The 15,375-nt window shown below is 67.4% G+C and carries 15 protein-coding genes, 1 tRNA gene and 1 pseudogene; 4 read left to right on the plus strand and 13 right to left on the minus strand.

The window, feature by feature from the left end; genetic code table 11:
• Positions 1 to 413: 413 nt before the first annotated feature.
• Positions 414 to 995 carry a hypothetical protein gene (locus tag GKE62_RS09695; RefSeq protein ID WP_154692068.1) on the plus strand — a complete coding sequence of 194 codons (582 nt, stop codon included), beginning with the start codon at positions 414 to 416 and terminating at the stop codon, positions 993 to 995.
• A 534-nt stretch (positions 996 to 1,529) separates the two neighbouring features.
• On the opposite strand, the gene GKE62_RS09700 is transcribed toward GKE62_RS09695, so the two are convergent.
• From GKE62_RS09700 to GKE62_RS09720, 5 genes are all read right to left on the minus strand, one after another.
• On the minus strand, positions 1,530 to 1,754 hold the full coding sequence (locus GKE62_RS09700; protein ID WP_154692069.1) for a hypothetical protein: 225 nt from the start codon (positions 1,752 to 1,754) through the stop codon (positions 1,530 to 1,532).
• 54 nt (positions 1,755 to 1,808) lie between these two features.
• Positions 1,809 to 2,345 (minus strand): transcription termination/antitermination protein NusG, encoded by a 537-nt coding sequence (gene nusG / locus GKE62_RS09705; RefSeq protein ID WP_154692070.1) that lies wholly within the window; start codon positions 2,343 to 2,345, stop codon positions 1,809 to 1,811.
• A 50-nt stretch (positions 2,346 to 2,395) separates the two neighbouring features.
• A complete protein-coding gene (secE, locus tag GKE62_RS09710; protein WP_154692071.1) occupies positions 2,396 to 2,590 on the minus strand; it encodes a preprotein translocase subunit SecE in 195 nt (64 codons plus the stop codon).
• A gap of 208 nt (positions 2,591 to 2,798) precedes the next feature.
• Positions 2,799 to 5,729 carry an adenylate/guanylate cyclase domain-containing protein gene (locus GKE62_RS09715; protein WP_154692072.1) on the minus strand — a complete coding sequence of 977 codons (2,931 nt, stop codon included), beginning with the start codon at positions 5,727 to 5,729 and terminating at the stop codon, positions 2,799 to 2,801.
• A 188-nt stretch (positions 5,730 to 5,917) separates the two neighbouring features.
• Positions 5,918 to 5,993, minus strand: a tRNA-Trp gene (locus GKE62_RS09720).
• A gap of 88 nt (positions 5,994 to 6,081) precedes the next feature.
• Between GKE62_RS09720 and aat the strand changes: the two genes are divergently transcribed.
• Positions 6,082 to 6,861, plus strand: coding sequence for a leucyl/phenylalanyl-tRNA--protein transferase (gene aat / locus GKE62_RS09725; RefSeq protein ID WP_154692073.1), 780 nt, complete (start codon positions 6,082 to 6,084; stop codon positions 6,859 to 6,861).
• 35 nt (positions 6,862 to 6,896) lie between these two features.
• Here aat and GKE62_RS19755 read toward each other — a convergent pair.
• The 4 genes and pseudogenes from GKE62_RS19755 to GKE62_RS09745 form a co-directional block, all read right to left on the minus strand.
• A pseudogene (locus GKE62_RS19755) lies at positions 6,897 to 7,346 on the minus strand (DUF2155 domain-containing protein); the annotation flags it as partial.
• Complete coding sequence (locus GKE62_RS09735) at positions 7,321 to 7,719, minus strand: NADH:ubiquinone oxidoreductase subunit NDUFA12 (RefSeq protein WP_154692074.1); 399 nt, start codon at positions 7,717 to 7,719, stop codon at positions 7,321 to 7,323. The pseudogene GKE62_RS19755 and the gene GKE62_RS09735, both read right to left, overlap by 26 nt.
• Before the next feature lie 40 nt (positions 7,720 to 7,759).
• Complete coding sequence (locus tag GKE62_RS09740; protein WP_154692075.1) at positions 7,760 to 8,245, minus strand: DUF192 domain-containing protein; 486 nt, start codon at positions 8,243 to 8,245, stop codon at positions 7,760 to 7,762.
• A complete protein-coding gene (locus tag GKE62_RS09745) occupies positions 8,242 to 8,808 on the minus strand; it encodes a regulatory protein RecX (RefSeq protein ID WP_154692076.1) in 567 nt (188 codons plus the stop codon). Before GKE62_RS09745 ends, GKE62_RS09740 begins: the two co-directional genes overlap by 4 nt.
• Before the next feature lie 157 nt (positions 8,809 to 8,965).
• On the opposite strand from GKE62_RS09745, the gene GKE62_RS09750 reads away from it, so the two are divergent.
• Both GKE62_RS09750 and GKE62_RS09755 read left to right on the plus strand, forming a co-directional pair.
• Positions 8,966 to 10,711, plus strand: a complete 1,746-nt coding sequence (locus GKE62_RS09750) for a fatty acyl-AMP ligase (RefSeq protein ID WP_154692077.1) — start codon at positions 8,966 to 8,968, stop codon at positions 10,709 to 10,711.
• Between the two features lie 97 nt (positions 10,712 to 10,808).
• Positions 10,809 to 13,445: a PAS domain S-box protein gene (locus GKE62_RS09755; RefSeq protein WP_195908331.1), complete on the plus strand. Its 2,637-nt coding sequence runs from the start codon at positions 10,809 to 10,811 to the stop codon at positions 13,443 to 13,445.
• 10 nt (positions 13,446 to 13,455) lie between these two features.
• Here the strand turns inward: GKE62_RS09755 and GKE62_RS09760 are convergent, their stop codons facing one another.
• Genes GKE62_RS09760 through GKE62_RS09775 form a run of 4 tightly spaced genes read right to left on the minus strand, consistent with a single transcriptional unit; the run spans position 13,456 to position 15,278 of the window.
• A complete protein-coding gene (locus GKE62_RS09760; RefSeq protein ID WP_154692079.1) occupies positions 13,456 to 13,959 on the minus strand; it encodes an AAA family ATPase in 504 nt (167 codons plus the stop codon).
• Entirely contained in the window at positions 13,956 to 14,555 is a 600-nt protein-coding gene (gene pnuC / locus GKE62_RS09765) for a nicotinamide riboside transporter PnuC (RefSeq protein WP_230206612.1), read from the minus strand. The genes GKE62_RS09760 and pnuC overlap by 4 nt, the downstream gene beginning before the upstream one ends.
• Before the next feature lie 43 nt (positions 14,556 to 14,598).
• Positions 14,599 to 14,970, minus strand: a complete 372-nt coding sequence (locus tag GKE62_RS09770; protein WP_154692080.1) for an arsenate reductase — start codon at positions 14,968 to 14,970, stop codon at positions 14,599 to 14,601.
• Positions 14,967 to 15,278: an antibiotic biosynthesis monooxygenase gene (locus tag GKE62_RS09775; RefSeq protein ID WP_154692081.1), complete on the minus strand. Its 312-nt coding sequence runs from the start codon at positions 15,276 to 15,278 to the stop codon at positions 14,967 to 14,969. Before GKE62_RS09775 ends, GKE62_RS09770 begins: the two co-directional genes overlap by 4 nt.
• Between the last annotated feature and the right edge of the window lie 97 nt (positions 15,279 to 15,375).

The raw sequence follows: 15,375 nt of genomic DNA on the forward strand, positions 1-15,375 counted from the left end.
TTTCACCGGGAAGCCTCAGAGTGAGCGGTCAGGCAGACGGCGTGGGCCGTCCTCCCGCGGGGAATCGCCGGGGGCGGACCCTTCGGCGAAGGCGCGCGCCTAGGCGATGCCGGACCGAAACGCAATCCCGCTTGAAATGTAGGAAAACGTGGCAGAGATGGTGGCGGGCATGGCCGCCGCCCGCCCCTTCACCCGTGCCCAGGCGCTCGAGAACGCGGCCTTCCTGCACGAGCTCGCCCGCACCGGCAACGCGCGCGAGGCCGCCCGCCGGCTCGGCGCGCACCGCGCCCGGTTCACCAAACGCCGGCGCCGCCCATCCGGCGTTCGCCGCGCGCTGGGACGCCGCGCTGGCGCTGGCCCACGCCGCGCTCGCCGCCCGCGCCGGTCCAGCGGCTGCGCCCTCGCCTCACCCAATGCCGCACATCGTCCGGATCGCCGGGGGCCGGCTGCAGCTCCGCCGCGCCTTGCCCGGAGCGATCGACGGCGCCGCGCGGCAGCGCTTCCTCGCCGCACTTAGCGCCACCGCCAATGTCCGCCTGGCCGCCAAGGCCGCGGGCTTCAGCCACGCCGCGTTCTATCATCACAAGCGGCGCGATCCGGCGTTCGCGCGCGAATGGCGACTGGCGCTGGCCGCGGGATACGATGCGCTGGAAACCGCGCTGCTCGCCGGTTGGTCGCACGAAGCGTACGAATACGATCATTGGCGCCACAACGCGCCGGTGCCGATCCCGCCGATGACCGCCAACCAGGCGCTCCAGGCGCTCTATCTGCACCAGAAGGAAGCCCGGCTGCTGGCCGAACCGGACGCCCTGCGCCGCCGCCGCGGCGAGAGCTCGGCGGCGTATTCGGGCCGCATGGCATTGGTCCACGAAGCGCGGATTGAACAGGACCGCGAGCAGTTCCGCATAGCCCAGGCCGCCCGCGCGCGCGCGCCGGGCCCCACCCCGCGCCGCACGAGCCCGAACCGCCGGTGCTGCCCGACCTGGCCCAGGTGACCGGCTGGTCGAAAGCAGCGGGAAAGCCGCCGCTCGACGCGAGCCTGGCGCTGTTCGGCGGGTGGCGTCTCGCCGATTGACGAAAGGATTGATCGAGGAGTGGAGAGGGGCGGCTCACCCCCGTCCGCTTATGCCGACTCCCTCCCCGCTCAAGTCGAGCGAAGTCGAGACATTCCGCGCAAGGCCCCGTCGTCGCGCGCGGTGTCTCGACGGGCGCCCGCTGCGCGGGCTGCTCGACACGAGCGGAATTCAGGCGGTGCGGTTCTGGAAGCGGAAGATGCCGACGATCTCGATCGCATCGCGGCGCACGTGATAGGCGATCTTGAACTTGTAGCGCCGGGTCAGCTTGCGCCTCAATCCGCGTCGGCCAAAAGCTTGAGCCGAGTATGGGTTTTCTTGAAGCAACGATTGCACTCTCGATGTCGGCTCGAACCCGCAAAGCGACATCCGGATCGATATTTTCGTAGTAGCCGGCAATCGCCCGCAAATCCTCTAACGCCGTTGAACGATAGCGGACGTTTTTCAACGAGGTTTTCAGGCCCTGTCGAAGCGTCGGAAGACTGCTTCTACTTCTGCCGGATCCGCATACTGGGGATCGGGGTCGGCCATCCGCCGATCGAGTTCGGCAAGTTCGTCTGGGGTAAACCCAAACTCGGGATCATCGGAATCCATGATCGCAGCGAGAATCTCATCGATCTCGGCACGCCGTTCATCGGGCAGCGCTTCCGCGAAAGCGACGAATTTCTCGAGGATGCTCATCTCGCGAGCATAGCACCAAGCAAACCGGCGGCCAAACCCGTCCGGCGGGCAATCCTACTTCGCCAGCTCGACCTCTTCGAAGCCCAGTTCCACCGGGGTCGCGCGGCCGAAGATCGAGACGCTGACCTTGACCCGGTTCTTGTCGAAATCGAGCTCTTCGACGGTGCCGTTGAAGCTGGCGAACGGGCCCGCGTTGACCTTTACCGAATCGCCGATCTCGTAATCGACGTGGACCTGCTTGCGCGGTTCGGCGGCCGCCTGTTCGCGCGCACCGAAATAGCGCGCGGCCTCGCGCTCGCTGATCGGCTGGGGCTTGCCGTTGGGGCCGAGGAAGCCGGTGACCTTGGGGGTGTTCTTGACGAGGTGGTAGACATCGTCGCTGAGCATCAGCTTGGCGAGCACGTAGCCCGGCATGAACTTGCGCTCGACCTGGACCTTCTTGCCGCGCTTGACCTCGGTGATGGTTTCGGTCGGCACTTCGACCTGCTCGACCAGCTGCCCCAGCCCCATCCGTTCGGCTTCCGAAAGAATGGCGTCGCGAACCTTGTTCTCGAAACCGGAGTAGGCGTGGATGATATACCAGCGGTGCATGGGAAACCTTCGTGCGGGACGGGATCAGGCGCCAGAATCAGTCGAGCGGATCAGGCAAGCGAGAGCAGCTGGCTGACGATCCAGCCGAACAGCGAATCGATGCCGAGGAAGAACACCGCGAGGAGCACCATCATCACCCCGACCATGATCGCGGTGGTGACGGTTTCCTGGCGGCTCGGCCAGACGACCTTGCGCGCCTCGGCCTGGACCTGGCGCATGAATTCACCGGGACTGGTCTTGGCCATCGCGACTCGCTTCCTCGCAGTTTGCGCGTCTCGCGCCATCGGCTCCCGCGCCGCCGCGGGCGCCCCATGATGGGAGTGCCGCGAACAGGCTGAAGTTCTCCGATGTCGGAAGACAGGGGCGCCATTACAAGCGTGGGCCGCGGATGGCAAGGCTTGGCTGGCGCGCGGCAGGGGCACGCGCGCACGGCAACCGTCCAACGGCGTGCGTTCAGGCGGCGGCGGCCAGGCCGTCGCGCCAGACGCCGTCCCAATCGCCGGGCGGCGGCACTGCGGAGAGCGCGCGGGCGCGGGCGAGCATAAGTTGCGCGGGGCGGTCGTCGGGGTTGAGTTCCACAGCGCGCGCGAAGGCCGCCAGCGCATCGTCCCAGCGCCCGGCGGCCAGGGCCGCGCGGCCCTCGGCATAGGCCGCATGGCCGGCCGGGTCGGCGGTGCTGCGCGCCAGCACCTCGAACACCGTCTCGGGCCGCTTGCGCCCGCGCACCGCGATCAGATCGATCTCGCGCATCGGCTGGTCGGTCGTCACCGCCTTGGCCGTGGCCTCGTCGATCAGCATCTCCACGCCATAGGCCTTGGTCAGATCCTGAAGCCGCGCGGCCAGGTTCACGCTGTCGCCGATCACGGTATAGTCCATCCGCTTGGGGCTGCCGATCGTGCCCGCCACGACCTCGCCGGTGGCGATGCCCACCCCCAGGCGCAGCGGCGCCGCGCCGCGTGTCTCGCGGTTGCGGTTGATCGCATCGAGCATCCGCAGCATCTCGAGCCCCGCGGCGAAGGCGTTGTCGGGGTCGCGCTCGCTCGACAAGGGCGCGCCGAACACCGCCATCACCGCATCGCCGATATACTTGTCGAGCACGCCGCCGTTGCCCGAGACCGCCTCGTACAGTTCGGTGAACAGTTCGTTGAGCGTCTCGACCGTCTCGCGCGCGGTCAGTTCCTCGGCCATCGTGGTGAAGCCGCGGATGTCGGCGAACAGCACGCTGGCCTGGCAGGCGGTGCCGAACAGCGAATCGTCGTCGCGGCCGAGCACCTGGTCGACCACCTCCTGGGTCATGAACCGGCGCATCGCGCCTTGCAGCCGCTTGCCCTCGGAAATGTCCTCGATCACCAGCAGCACCCCGACCCGGCCGGTCTCGCCTTCGAGCGGGGTGATCGAGAGATTGACCGACGATGGCCGCTCACCGCCGGCGGTGAATTCGATGTCGAGCAGCAGCTTGGGTTCGCCGCGGTCGGCGACAGCGGCGATCTCGTCGACCAGCCGGGGGTTGAAGCGCGGCAGCACCGAGCGCGCGTCGAGCCCGGCGAGCAAGGTCGCCGAGGCGCCCAGGATCTGGGCCGCGGCGGCGTTGAGCTTGGTGATCTTCCAGTCCAGATCGAGCGCGATGACCCCGCCCGACATCGAGCGCAGGATCGATTCGTCGAAGCTGCGCGCCGCGACCGATTCGCTGAACAGCCGGGCGTTGTCGATCGCCACAGCGGCCTGCGCCCCGAACGCGCCGACCCGGGCGGCGTCGTCGGGCGAAAAGGCTTCGCCATCCTCGCGATTGAGCGCCTGCATCACCCCGATCCGGCTGCCGTCGCGCGAGGTGATCGGGACGGTCAGCACGCTTCGGGTGCGATAGCCGGTCGCCTCGTCCACCGATCGGTTGAACCGCTCGTCCTCGTAGGCGTCGGGAATGTTCAGGGTCTGGCCGGTCGCATAGACGTAGCCGGCGAGCCCGCGCCCGGCATCGAGCTTGAGCGGTCCGCCTTCGACGCCTTCGGCGACCAGCGAGGTCAGCGCCCGGTCGGAATCCTGCTTGAGGAACAGCGAACTGCGGTCGGCGCGGGTGATCTTGCTCGACACCGCGACGATCTTGCGCAGCAGGCTGTCGAGCTCGAGGTCGGAGGTGATCGCGGTGTTGACCTCGAGCAGGTTGCGCAAGTCGTCGTTATCCTGTTCGGAGCGCGCGACCGACAGCGACCAGCGTTCGGCCAGGATCACGACCTGCGAATAGAGCAGCATGACCGCGCCGAGCGCAGTGAATTCGTAGCTGCGCAGCTCGTCGAGGGTCGAGATCGCGGTCCAGACCAGCGCCATGATCACGAACGAGCCGACGAACAGCGCCATTCCGATCAGTTGCACGATCGCCCCGTCGCGGCGGCGCAGCGCCGCCAGCGCGATCACCCCCATCACGTAGACCTGCGAGGCGACGCCGGTCGGCAGGAACACGTTGCGCCCGATCTTGGAGGCGAGCAGCGTGTTGCCCAGCGTGAACATCACCGCCTGGACGGCCACGATGCTCAGGAAGAACACCACGAAGGCGCGCACGACCAGCGGCGAGCTTTCGCGCCGGTAGAGCTCGTGGACATAAAGCAGGAAGAACATGCCCGCCAACGGCGCGGTCAGGTACTGGAACCCCATCACCTGCTGGAACCGCAGCGCCGGGAACTGCATCATCAGGATGTCGTCGAACGCCAGAACCAGCATCGAGGGCAGGTAGGCCAGGCTGGCGAGCCCGAAGAACAGCGAGGCGCGGTCGCTCGGGCGGTAGAAGAAGGTGATCAGCGACAGCGCCGCGACGAGCGTCAGCGACGCCGCGTAGAGCGCGGTCCGGCTCCACTTGGTCGCGATCCAGTCCTGCATCGGTTCGGCCAGGCCGAGCACCGGAACCTGCTCGAGCCCGTTGTCCCAGTGGAGCCACACCGCCAGGTCGATCGCCAGGTTCAGCGGTCCGCCCCTGTGGTCGAACGTGATCAGATGGGCGCGGTGGACATAGCGGGTGGCGGCGGCGCTATCGCCAAGCACGCCGCGTTGCGATACCTGCCGCCCGTCCAGCGTGATCCGCGAGGCCGCGTAGATCGCCGGGACGTGGAGCACGTAGCGGCCCGGAACCAGGCCGCGCAACTGGAGCGAATAGCGCGCCCGGCCCTGCTGCGGCAGCGTGGTGCCGGCGATGTTGAGGCCTTCCCACAGCCCCGGCGCATCGGCCCAGCCGCTGGTCCCCGGCGCCGGTCCGGGGCCGCCGAGCCAGGTCAGCCGCCATTGGCCGTTGAGCTCGATCGGGCGGACCAGCGGGCCATGGGTGGTGAGATCGAGGACGCCGTGCTCGACCCGGCCCGCGCGCGGATCGAGCGAATCGCGGAAGTAGGGCGCGACCATCAGCAGGATCCCGACCAGCGCGCCGAGCCCGATCAGCAGCCGGCGGCGCGGCGATGTCGCGCTCAGCCACGATTCCCTGCGTTTGGCGACGCCTGTGGTGATCCCGCCAACCCCTCAATCCGGCGGCGATGCCGGAGCCTGACGACCAGCTTAGCCGATGCCGGACCGAGCGTCCACGCGAAGGGAAGTGGCAGGAGTGGAGGGACTCGAACCCACGGCCCTCGGTTTTGGAGACCGATGCTCTACCAACTGAGCTACACTCCTAAGCCCCACCCCCCTACCCACCATGCGCGGCAATGACAACCTAGGCGATGACAGGCGGGCAGCGGACAGGCACAATGCCGACCTCACCATGCACGCGCCCGCCGCCTCGCCGATCGATCCCGAGTTGCTGCTGAGCGCGTATCGCGCGGGCATCTTCCCGATGGCCGACGCGCGCGACGATCCCGAGGTATTCTGGGTCGAGCCGCGGATGCGCGCGATCCTGCCATTGGATGGCTTCCGCATGTCAGCCTCGCTCGCCCGGACATTGCGCCGCGAACGCTTCCAGGTGACCTGCAACGCCGCGTTCGATGGCGTGATCGACGCCTGCGCCGCGGCACGCGAAGGACGCAGCGAAACCTGGATCAGCGGGCGGATCGCGGCGAGCTATCGCGAGCTGCACCGGCTCGGCTGGGCGCATTCCATCGAGTGCTGGAAGCAAGGCGAGCTGGTCGGTGGTCTCTACGGGGTCGGCTTCGACCGGGTGTTCTGCGGCGAAAGCATGTTCAGCAGCCAGCGCGATGCGTCGAAGGTGGCGCTGGCGTGGCTGGTAGCGGCACTGCGCCGCGCTGGTGCCGCGCTGCTCGACTGTCAATTCATGACCGATCATCTCGCCTCGCTCGGCGCGGTCGAGATCGACCAGCAGGACTACCTCGCGCGGTTGCGCGCGGCTCAGGTCGGCGTGGGGGCCGGGCTTGGCGCTATGCTCGGGGTAGCGGAGGGCGAGGAATCGGGCGGAGCCGCCGGGCTCGATTTGCCCGCGGGCTTTGCCGCGCTGCTCGCCGACACCCCCTCGGCCGCTTTTGCCGCACCGGGCGTCGCCTCGTCGCCGGGGAAGCGCATTGCGCAGTCCTTGACCCAGACATCGTAGACCGGGTGCTCCACGACGTTGAGCGAGGGCGCGTTACGGAAAAGCCAGCCCGAGAATACCTTGCGCCAGGCTAACTTGTCGCGGACCGTGGCGCGCTCCTCGACGAACACCTGAACGAACGCGCCGGTTTCGGGCGGGTCTTCCCACGGCGCGGTCTTCTCGCACGCCGCCAGCTTGACGATTACATTGTCGATACGCAGCGATTCGCCAGGCTTGAGCTTGATGTCGCGGGTCAGGTTGTTGCGCTTGTTGAGCAGACCGATCGTCGCGACGCGCTCGGCGAGCGGGGTAACGCCCTTTTCATCGACCATTTTCGCCGCGCCCGCGGGTTTGGCCGAACCCGTCTGGCTCACTTCGGGAGGTAGATCGGGCTCGTCCTTCCCGCACCCCGCCAGCGTCATGGCGAGCAGCGGCAGCGCGACAAGAAGGGGGCTGGGGCGTGCGAACATCGGTGCGGGCTCAGTCGCCCGGGGACCAGGCTTCATAGTCGCCCGTCGCCGCCGCGCGCTTCCCGCCGCGCTCGAGCGCACCTGCAGGTCGATAGGCCGCCGCGGTCCCGGTGGCGTTGGGGGTGTAGTCGACCTCCCAAATCCGCGCTGGAGGCAGGTTGCTCTCGGGCACCCCCTCGAAAGAGCCGTGGAGCCAACCGTGCCATTCAGGTGGCACTCGGCTCGAATCGTTGGCACCGCTGTACATCACCCAGCGGCGCTCGCGCCCGTCCGGCAGTTTCTTGGCTGCGCGGAAATAGGCGTTGCCCTGTGCGTCGGTGCCTACCTTTTCGCCATGGCGCCAGCTGTTCAGCGCGGTGCCTATCGTCGCGCCGTCCCACCAGGTGAAGATTTTCGAGAGGATACCCATCGCGAACCGCCGTTAGAGGATTTGGTCGGTCGAGGGCAAGCTACCACTCGACCCGATCGCCGATCGCCAGCCCGAGCTGGGCGGCGCGGCCGCCGTTGAGTTCCAGGATGGCCACGACGGGACCTTGCGAGCTGATCGGAGCCAGCGAGTAGGGTACCGCATCTGGAGCGATGCTCTCGATCCGGCGGTCGGGGCCGACGAACACCATGTCCAGCGGAATCACGGTATTCTTCATCCAGAAACTTGCGCGTTGCGGCGGGCGATCGACGAAGATCATCCCCTCGTCGGCACCCATTGAGGTGCGGAACATCAGCCCCTTCTCCCACTCGGTGTCGGTGCGCGCGATCTCGACGCGAAATTCGTGGCGGCCGTTGGCGGATGCGATCGACAGGGGAACGACTTCCAGTCCCGAAATCGGATGCCGGACCGGTGCCGAGGCCGCCGCCTTCTGTCCGGCGTCGGCGCTCATCGGCGAGCACGCGGCAAGCGCGGCGAGGACGGCGTAAAAAACGACGCGAACGCTCATGTTTCTGATTCTCCAGCCGCTTCGTCGACCCATTCGAGCGCTTCGGCCTCGCTGGCTGCATCAACCAGAATGCGCGCGCTGTCGAGGGGGTGGCCCGCGCGGAGCATCGCGGCGAACTGCTTCTGGCGCTGGGCGGGATCTGGCCGCGCCTTCCCGAACGGGCCGAACCGTCGCTTGCGCGCGAGGACCAGCGCCGCGCGCCGCGAAGCTGCTTCGTCGCCCTGGACGCTGGCGCGCAATTCCTCGGCGATGCCGGCGCCGCGCAAAGCCTGCTCGATCCGCCGGTCGCCATAGCCGCGGCGGTGCAGGCTAGACGCGCGTCCGCGCGCGAACCCGGCGTCGTCGACATAACCGGCCGCCACGAAACGCTCGATCAGCGCCGCGACGTCCGGGCCGGGCACCGCGTTCCACCCGCGCTCGCAAAGCTTGCGTCGCAGATATTGGGCCAACTTGCCCGCGCTCGTCGCGAACCTCGCGACATAAGCGAGCGCCAGTTCTTCCAGCCCGGGCGGATCGAGCGGCTTGGTCACACGCGGCGTGCGAGGCTGGCGGGGCGGTCTCATGGGCGCGCCATATTCGTGCCACAGTCCGCCGCGATGGCAAAACTCCGATCCCGGCACCGATGAGGGCGGAGCCGGGTGACCAGGTCATCGGGGACCGGCCGAAGCGGCTCAAGCCGCACGGCGAAGTCTCCACGAAACAACGGGTTCTTGCGACGACATGACCGATACCGTCACCCTCGCGGCGTTGCCGCCGACCCCCAACGATTGCGCCCTGCCGCGTCGCTTTTCGGATTTCGTCACGTTTGCCGAGGCGCTCGATTATGCCGCGCTGAGCAAGAAGGGCCTCAACTTCCACGACCCTCGCGGCAACTTGACGCGCGCTTACCCCTATGCCGAACTGCGTGACGAGGCACGGGCGGCGGCGTTCCGGCTGATCGCGGCGGGGATCGCCAAGGGCGACCGTGTAGCGCTGATCGCCGAGACCGGGCCGCAGTTCGCCGCACTGTTCTGCGGCGCGGTGCTGGCGGGTGCGTGGCCGGTGCCGCTGCCGCTGCCGACCAGCTTCGGTGGCAAGGACAGCTATATTGACCAGATCGCGGTTCAGCTCGGCTCGAGCGATCCTGCTGTGTTGCTGTATCCCGAGGAAATCGCGGCGATGACCGAGGCTGCCGCCGCGCGCCATGGCGTCCGTGCGCAGTCCTACACCGATTTCAACAACGCCCCCGCGAACACCGCCGCGCTCCCGACGTCCGATCCCGAAGACATCTGCTACCTCCAGTATTCGAGCGGATCGACCCGCTTTCCCCATGGGGTCGCGGTTACCCACCGCGCCCTCCTGAACAATCTGCGCGGACATTCGACCAGCATGAAGATCGGCGACGGTGATCGCTGCGTTTCGTGGCTGCCGTGGTACCACGACATGGGTTTGGTCGGCTGCCTGCTCTCGCCGATCGCCAACCAGGTCTCGACCGATTATCTCAAGACCGAGGACTTCGCGCGTCGCCCGCTCGCCTGGCTCGATCTGATCAGCCGCAATCCCGGCACCACGCTCAGTTATTCGCCGACGTTTGGCTACGACATCTGCGCGCGGCGAATTTCCAGCCAGAGCCACGTCGCCGACCGGTTCGACCTGTCGCGCTGGCGGGTCGCCGGCAACGGGGCCGACATGATCCGCCCGGACGTGATGCAGAGCTTCGTCAACGCGTTCGCCGAAGCCGGCTTCCGCGCGCAGGCCTTCCTCCCCAGCTATGGTCTCGCCGAAGCGACGCTGGCGGTGACGGTGATGCCGCCAGGCGAAGGCATCCGCGTCGAGCTGGTCGAGGAAGAGCGCCTGTCGGGCCGTCCGCGCGATCTGTCTCGGCCGGCCCGTTATCGAGCCATAGTCAATTGCGGCAAGCCGGTGCTCGACATGGAGCTGGCGATCCGCGGCGAGAGCGGCAAGGCGCTGCCCGACCATCATATCGGCAAGGTCTGGTGCCGCGGCCCCAGCGTGATGCACAGCTATTTCCGCGATCCCGATTCGACCGCGGCCGCTCTCGTCGAAGGTTGGCTCGATACCGGCGACATGGGCTATCTCGTCGACGGCTATCTGTTCATCGTCGGGCGGGCGAAGGACATGATCATCATCAACGGCAAGAATCATTGGCCGCAAGACATCGAGTGGGCGGTCGAGCAACTCCCCGGATTCCACCAGGGCGATATCGCCGCGTTCGCCGTGGAATCCGACAATGGCGAGGAGGTGCCCGCGGTTCTCGTCCACTGCCGGGTCAGCGACCCCGACGAGCGCCTGCGCCTGCGCGAGCAGATCCGCGACAAGGTACGTTCGATCACCGGTATGAACTGCGTGGTCGAACTGGTCCCCCCGCGCAGCCTGCCGCGCACCAGCTCGGGCAAGTTGAGCCGCGCCAAGGCCAAGACGCTTTATCTGGGCGGCGAGATCGAGCCCTATGCGCTCGCCGCTTGACGGGCTTTTCGCAGACTCTTGATTTTGATCTTTTCCCTCCAGTAGATGGGCGGCAGGGGGAGGTCTCGGCGACATTGATCGCGAGGCCATCATTCGCTTGCTCGTAACCGCGCCCGACGAATTCCGGATGATCGCCGACAGCGCGCCGCTGCCGATCTGGCTGACCGGGCTCGATCGGCGGCGGCGGTTCGTCAACCAGGCCTACGTCAAGCTGCTCGGCGGCAGCTACGAGGAGGCGCTCGAGTTCGACTGGCGCTCGATCCTCCACCCGGCCGATCACGACCGCATCGTCGCGGAATCCATTGCGGGCGAGGCGACGCTCAAGCCGTTCACGCTCGAGGCCCGCTATCGCGTCGCCGACGGCTCGTGGCGCTGGCTCCACTCGGTCTCGCAGCCGTTGTTCGACGCCGACGGCGTACATCTCGGGTTCGAGGGCGTAGCCTTCGATCTGACCGCGATGAAGGAAGCGCAGCGCGAGCTCGAGGCGCGTGAGCGGCGCTTCTCGGCTTACGTCAACCAGACCGCTGCTGGCTTCGGCGAAGTCGACGCGACCGGCCGCTTCAGCCGGGTCAACGATCGCTTTTGCGAGATCACCGGCTATTCGCGCGAAGAGCTGCTCGAGCGCACGATGCTCTCGATCACCCACCCCGACGATGTGGCGCGCAACGTACCGCTGTTCGAAGCGGCAGTCGCGCATGGCACGCCTTACGTCCACGAGAAGCGCTACATCCGCAAGGATGGCGCGATCATCTGGGTGAACAACTCGGTCTCGGTAATCACCGAGACCGACGGCGAACTCAGTGGAGTTCTGGCGGTTTCCATCGACGTCACCGCGCGGCGTGAAGCCGAGGCCGATCTGCGCAAGGCCGAACAGCGGCTGCGCCTCGCCACCGAAGGGGCGGGGATCGGAACGTGGGATTGGAACTTGCGCGAAGGCGTGGGCACCTGGTCGTCGCAGGCGCAGCGCATCCTCGGGGTGGAGCGGGGCGAAAACATTTCGCTCGAGGAGCGGATGAACGCGGTCTATCCGCCGGATCGTCCGGCGGTGACCGCCGCTCTCGGCAAGAGCTTGAGCGGCAGCGGCGAGTTCGCCCTGGAATATCGCATCCAGCGCCCCGACGGCGCGATCCGCTGGGTCGCCTCGCATGGGGTGATGGAGCGCGACGAGGCCGGACGCTATGTTCGCGCGCTGGGCACGCTGCGCGACGTCACCACCCGGCGCGATGCGCAGGAACGGCTCGAACAGCTCAATCGCACGCTGGAAAGCAAAGTCGCCGAGCGCACGCGCGAGCGCGACGCGATGTGGCGGCTGAGCCGCGATCTGTTGCTGGTACTCGACGCGCGCCGGCGGATCGTCGCGATCAATCCGATCGTCGAAGAGGCCATCGGCTATTCGTCCGAGGAAGTGGTCGGACAGCCCTTCGAGCGGTTCCTCCACCCCGACGACAGGCCGCTGCTCGGTCAGGCAACCCGCCGCGGGCGCCGCGAACGGATCACCGATATAGACGCCCGGCTGGTAACCCGCGACGGCAACGTCCGGCAGTTCGTCTGGAACGCCACGCCCGAGGCGGGCTTGGCGTACGTGAACGGGCGCGACGTGACCGAGGAACGCGCACGCCAGGAAGAACTCTTCGCCGCGCAGGAAGCCCTGCGCCAAGCCCAGAAACTCGAAGCCATTGGCCAACTCACCGGTGGGGTCGCCCACGATTTCAACAACCTGCTCAGCCCGATCATCGGCGGACTCGACATCCTGCGCCGCCGCGGCGTGGGTGGCGAGCGCGAGCATCGCCTGATCGAAGGCGCGCTCCAGTCCGCCGAGCGCGCCAAGCTGCTGGTCCAGCGCCTACTCGCGTTTGCCCGCCGCCAGCCGCTCCAGGTCCGAGCGGTGACGCTCGCGCCCCTGCTCGAGGAATTGCGCGGGCTGCTTACTTCCACGCTTGGCCCGCAGATCGAATTGTCGATCCTCGTCGCCCCTGGTCTCGATTCGGTAATGGCCGACGCGAACCAGCTCGAAATGGCGATCCTCAACCTGGCGGTCAACGCCCGCGACGCGATGCCCGACGGCGGTCACCTGCGCGTTTCGGCGCAGCGTGTGGTGGCCGCATCGGGCACCGCGTTCATCGAGCTGGCGGTCAGCGACGATGGCCTGGGCATGGACGAGGAGACCCTGAGCCGCGCGGTCGAGCCGTTCTTTTCAAGCAAGGGCGTGGGCAAGGGCACCGGCTTGGGCTTGTCGATGGTCGAAGGGCTGACCGCGCAGCTGGGCGGATCGCTGCATATCGACAGCCGTCCCGGTGGCGGCACAACGGTGACGCTGTGCCTGCCGGTGGCGGGTGGCGTCTCGGCACCGCTCGCGCCCCCGCTCGCGTCGCCGGGGGCGGGCGGCAAGGGCTGCATCCTGGTCGTAGACGACGAGCCCCTGGTGCGCATGGGCACCGCCGAATTGCTGCGCGACGAAGGCTACGAGGTGGACGAGGCGGAATCGGCCGAAGCCGCGCTTGCGCTTGGTTCGTTCGATCGCTTCGCTTGCGTGGTCACCGATTATCTGATGCCGGGGATGAACGGGGTCGAGCTGGCCGCGCGGATTCAGCTGGCGCGGCCCGCGCTGCCGATCCTGCTGCTGTCCGGGTATGCCGATCCCGGGGCGTTCAGCGCGCTGCCATATCTGTCGAAGCCATGCTTCGGCGACGACCTGGCCCGGGCGGTCGGCACGCTGCTGGCGGACAAAGCCTAGCCGGCGGGAGTCAAAGCGCACCGAGGAAAGCTCGGGCCGTCGCTTCGCGCGTCGCCCAATCGCCACCCACCCGGTCGAACGCCACCCCGGCACGGACCAACATGTCCTCGGCCAGCGCTGCAAACCGCGCACGGGCCGCGGCGGTCCCGAAAAAACGGGTACCGTCGGCCACCCACGGAACATCGGGCGCGAACAACAGGTAGCGTTCGGCCTTGGGATAGGCGAGCAGCACGGGCGGAACTTCGCCGAACAGCATCGCCGCCCAGGCGGCGGTCATCAGCGGATCGGTGTCGAGCAGCACCAGCGGCGGGGCATCGGCACAGGTCGCGCGCATCGCCGCGTCCTGCCCCTCGGCGATGGCGAGCAGATCGGCCATCGTCAGGTCGGTGCCGCGCGTCTCGCAGTATTCGCGACCGTATTCGGGCACAAAGGGACGACCCAGTTCGCTCGCGAGCTTTTGCCCCAGGACCGACTTGCCGGTGCTTTCCGCGCCGTGAAAGCAGACCCGGATCAAGCTTCGTTGCCGACCGCGACCGGCTGCCGCCGCGCCGCCTCGACCCATTCCTTGAGCCCGAACAGGCTCATCACCAGGAACCCGCCGTAAAGGCCCGCGGTGGGATAGAGCCCGCGGTTGATGTAGAGCGCGATCGAGGCGACATCGATCACGATCCACAGCACCCAGTTCTCGATTCGGCGAAACCCCAGGAGCACTTGCGCGGCGACGCTGGCCCCGGCGATCGCGCTGTCGGCGTACGGCATCACCGCGTCGGTGAAGCGATGCATGACCCAACCCAGATTGATGCAGAGCGCGGCGGTGACCACCAGCCATACCGCCCGACTGGGATTGTCGAGCCAGCGCACCGGCACGGTGTCGTCCTCACCCCCCGCGCGCGACCACAGCCACCAGCCCCAGCCCTGGGCGAGGAAGAAGAACACCTGAAGCCCCGCCTCGGCGTAGAGCCGCTCCTCGTAGAACACGAGGATGTAGAGCGCGACCATCGCCATCCCGAACGGGAAATTCCACACGCTGCGGAAAATGAGCAGTGCGATGTTGGCAAGACCGAGCGCGGCGGCGGCATATTCGATGAGTTCGATCGTCGCGGGCGTCACCTGCCCGCGATAGCGGGCAAGCCGTGCCGGGTGAAGCGGGTTTTCAGGTCAACGCGCCGCCGAGCGCGGTCGACCATTCCTGCGCGTCGAAGCCCACCAGCAGGCCCTTGCCGTCCCCGTGCTCGTACTCAACCACCGGGCGCTTGATCGCCGAGGTGTTGGCGGACATCGTCCGCACCGCCTTTTCGGTGTCGAGATCGGTCCGCTCGCTCTCGGGCAAGTTGCGAAAGGTCGGCCCCTTGCGATTGAGGATCGCTTCCCACCCGCGCGCATCGACCCATTCGCGCAGCTTGTCCGGCTCGATCCCCGCCTTCTTGTAGTCGTGGAAGCGGTAGGCGAGCCCCAGCCCGTCGAGCCAACCGCGAGCCTTCCTGACCGTATCGCAGTTGGGGATGCCGTAGACCGTGATGCTCATGCGTCGCGCCTTTCGAAATGGTGGGTGCGCGGGTCTGGGCAGGCGTACAAGGTATAGCTGTCGTAATAGCGCTCGCGCCCGTTGGCCTTGGCGACGCGATGTTCGGCCACCCGGCCCCAGCCGCGCGCCGAAGCCTCGTCGTCCCATTCGCTGAGCGCGATCGTTTCGCCATCTTCGGCAACATAGCTCTTGAACGATCGATAGCCGGGCTGTTCCCGAGCGAGGTGTTCCATTGTCGCGGATTCGGCGTCGTATGCGGCCTGGTCGATGTCGGCGCGCTTGCGGTTGCGGAAAACGACAAGGTACATTTGAGGGTCTTTAGGACCGACATGGCGTTGAAGAAACCGCTCGTGTCGAGCGTAGTCGAGACACCTGGGCGCGATCTCTCGACCTTGCTCGACATGA

This window comes from Novosphingobium sp. Gsoil 351 (assembly GCF_009707465.1).
Classification (GTDB): domain Bacteria; phylum Pseudomonadota; class Alphaproteobacteria; order Sphingomonadales; family Sphingomonadaceae; genus Novosphingobium.

Coding starts and splice junctions, on each gene's coding strand:
- GKE62_RS09695 (WP_154692068.1), top strand. CDS start 414: ATGCCGCACATCGTCCGGATCGCCGGGGGCCGGCTGCAGCTCCGCCGC.
- GKE62_RS09740 (WP_154692075.1), bottom strand. CDS start 8,245: ATGAGCGTTCGCGTCGTTTTTTACGCCGTCCTCGCCGCGCTTGCCGCG.
- GKE62_RS09700 (WP_154692069.1), bottom strand. CDS start 1,754: ATGAGCATCCTCGAGAAATTCGTCGCTTTCGCGGAAGCGCTGCCCGAT.
- GKE62_RS09770 (WP_154692080.1), bottom strand. CDS start 14,970: ATGAGCATCACGGTCTACGGCATCCCCAACTGCGATACGGTCAGGAAG.
- GKE62_RS09745 (WP_154692076.1), bottom strand. CDS start 8,808: ATGAGACCGCCCCGCCAGCCTCGCACGCCGCGTGTGACCAAGCCGCTC.
- GKE62_RS09735 (WP_154692074.1), bottom strand. CDS start 7,719: ATGGGTATCCTCTCGAAAATCTTCACCTGGTGGGACGGCGCGACGATA.
- GKE62_RS09750 (WP_154692077.1), top strand. CDS start 8,966: ATGACCGATACCGTCACCCTCGCGGCGTTGCCGCCGACCCCCAACGAT.
- aat (WP_154692073.1), top strand. CDS start 6,082: ATGCACGCGCCCGCCGCCTCGCCGATCGATCCCGAGTTGCTGCTGAGC.
- nusG (WP_154692070.1), bottom strand. CDS start 2,345: ATGCACCGCTGGTATATCATCCACGCCTACTCCGGTTTCGAGAACAAG.
- GKE62_RS09715 (WP_154692072.1), bottom strand. CDS start 5,729: ATGGTCGCGCCCTACTTCCGCGATTCGCTCGATCCGCGCGCGGGCCGG.
- GKE62_RS09775 (WP_154692081.1), bottom strand. CDS start 15,278: ATGTACCTTGTCGTTTTCCGCAACCGCAAGCGCGCCGACATCGACCAG.
- secE (WP_154692071.1), bottom strand. CDS start 2,590: ATGGCCAAGACCAGTCCCGGTGAATTCATGCGCCAGGTCCAGGCCGAG.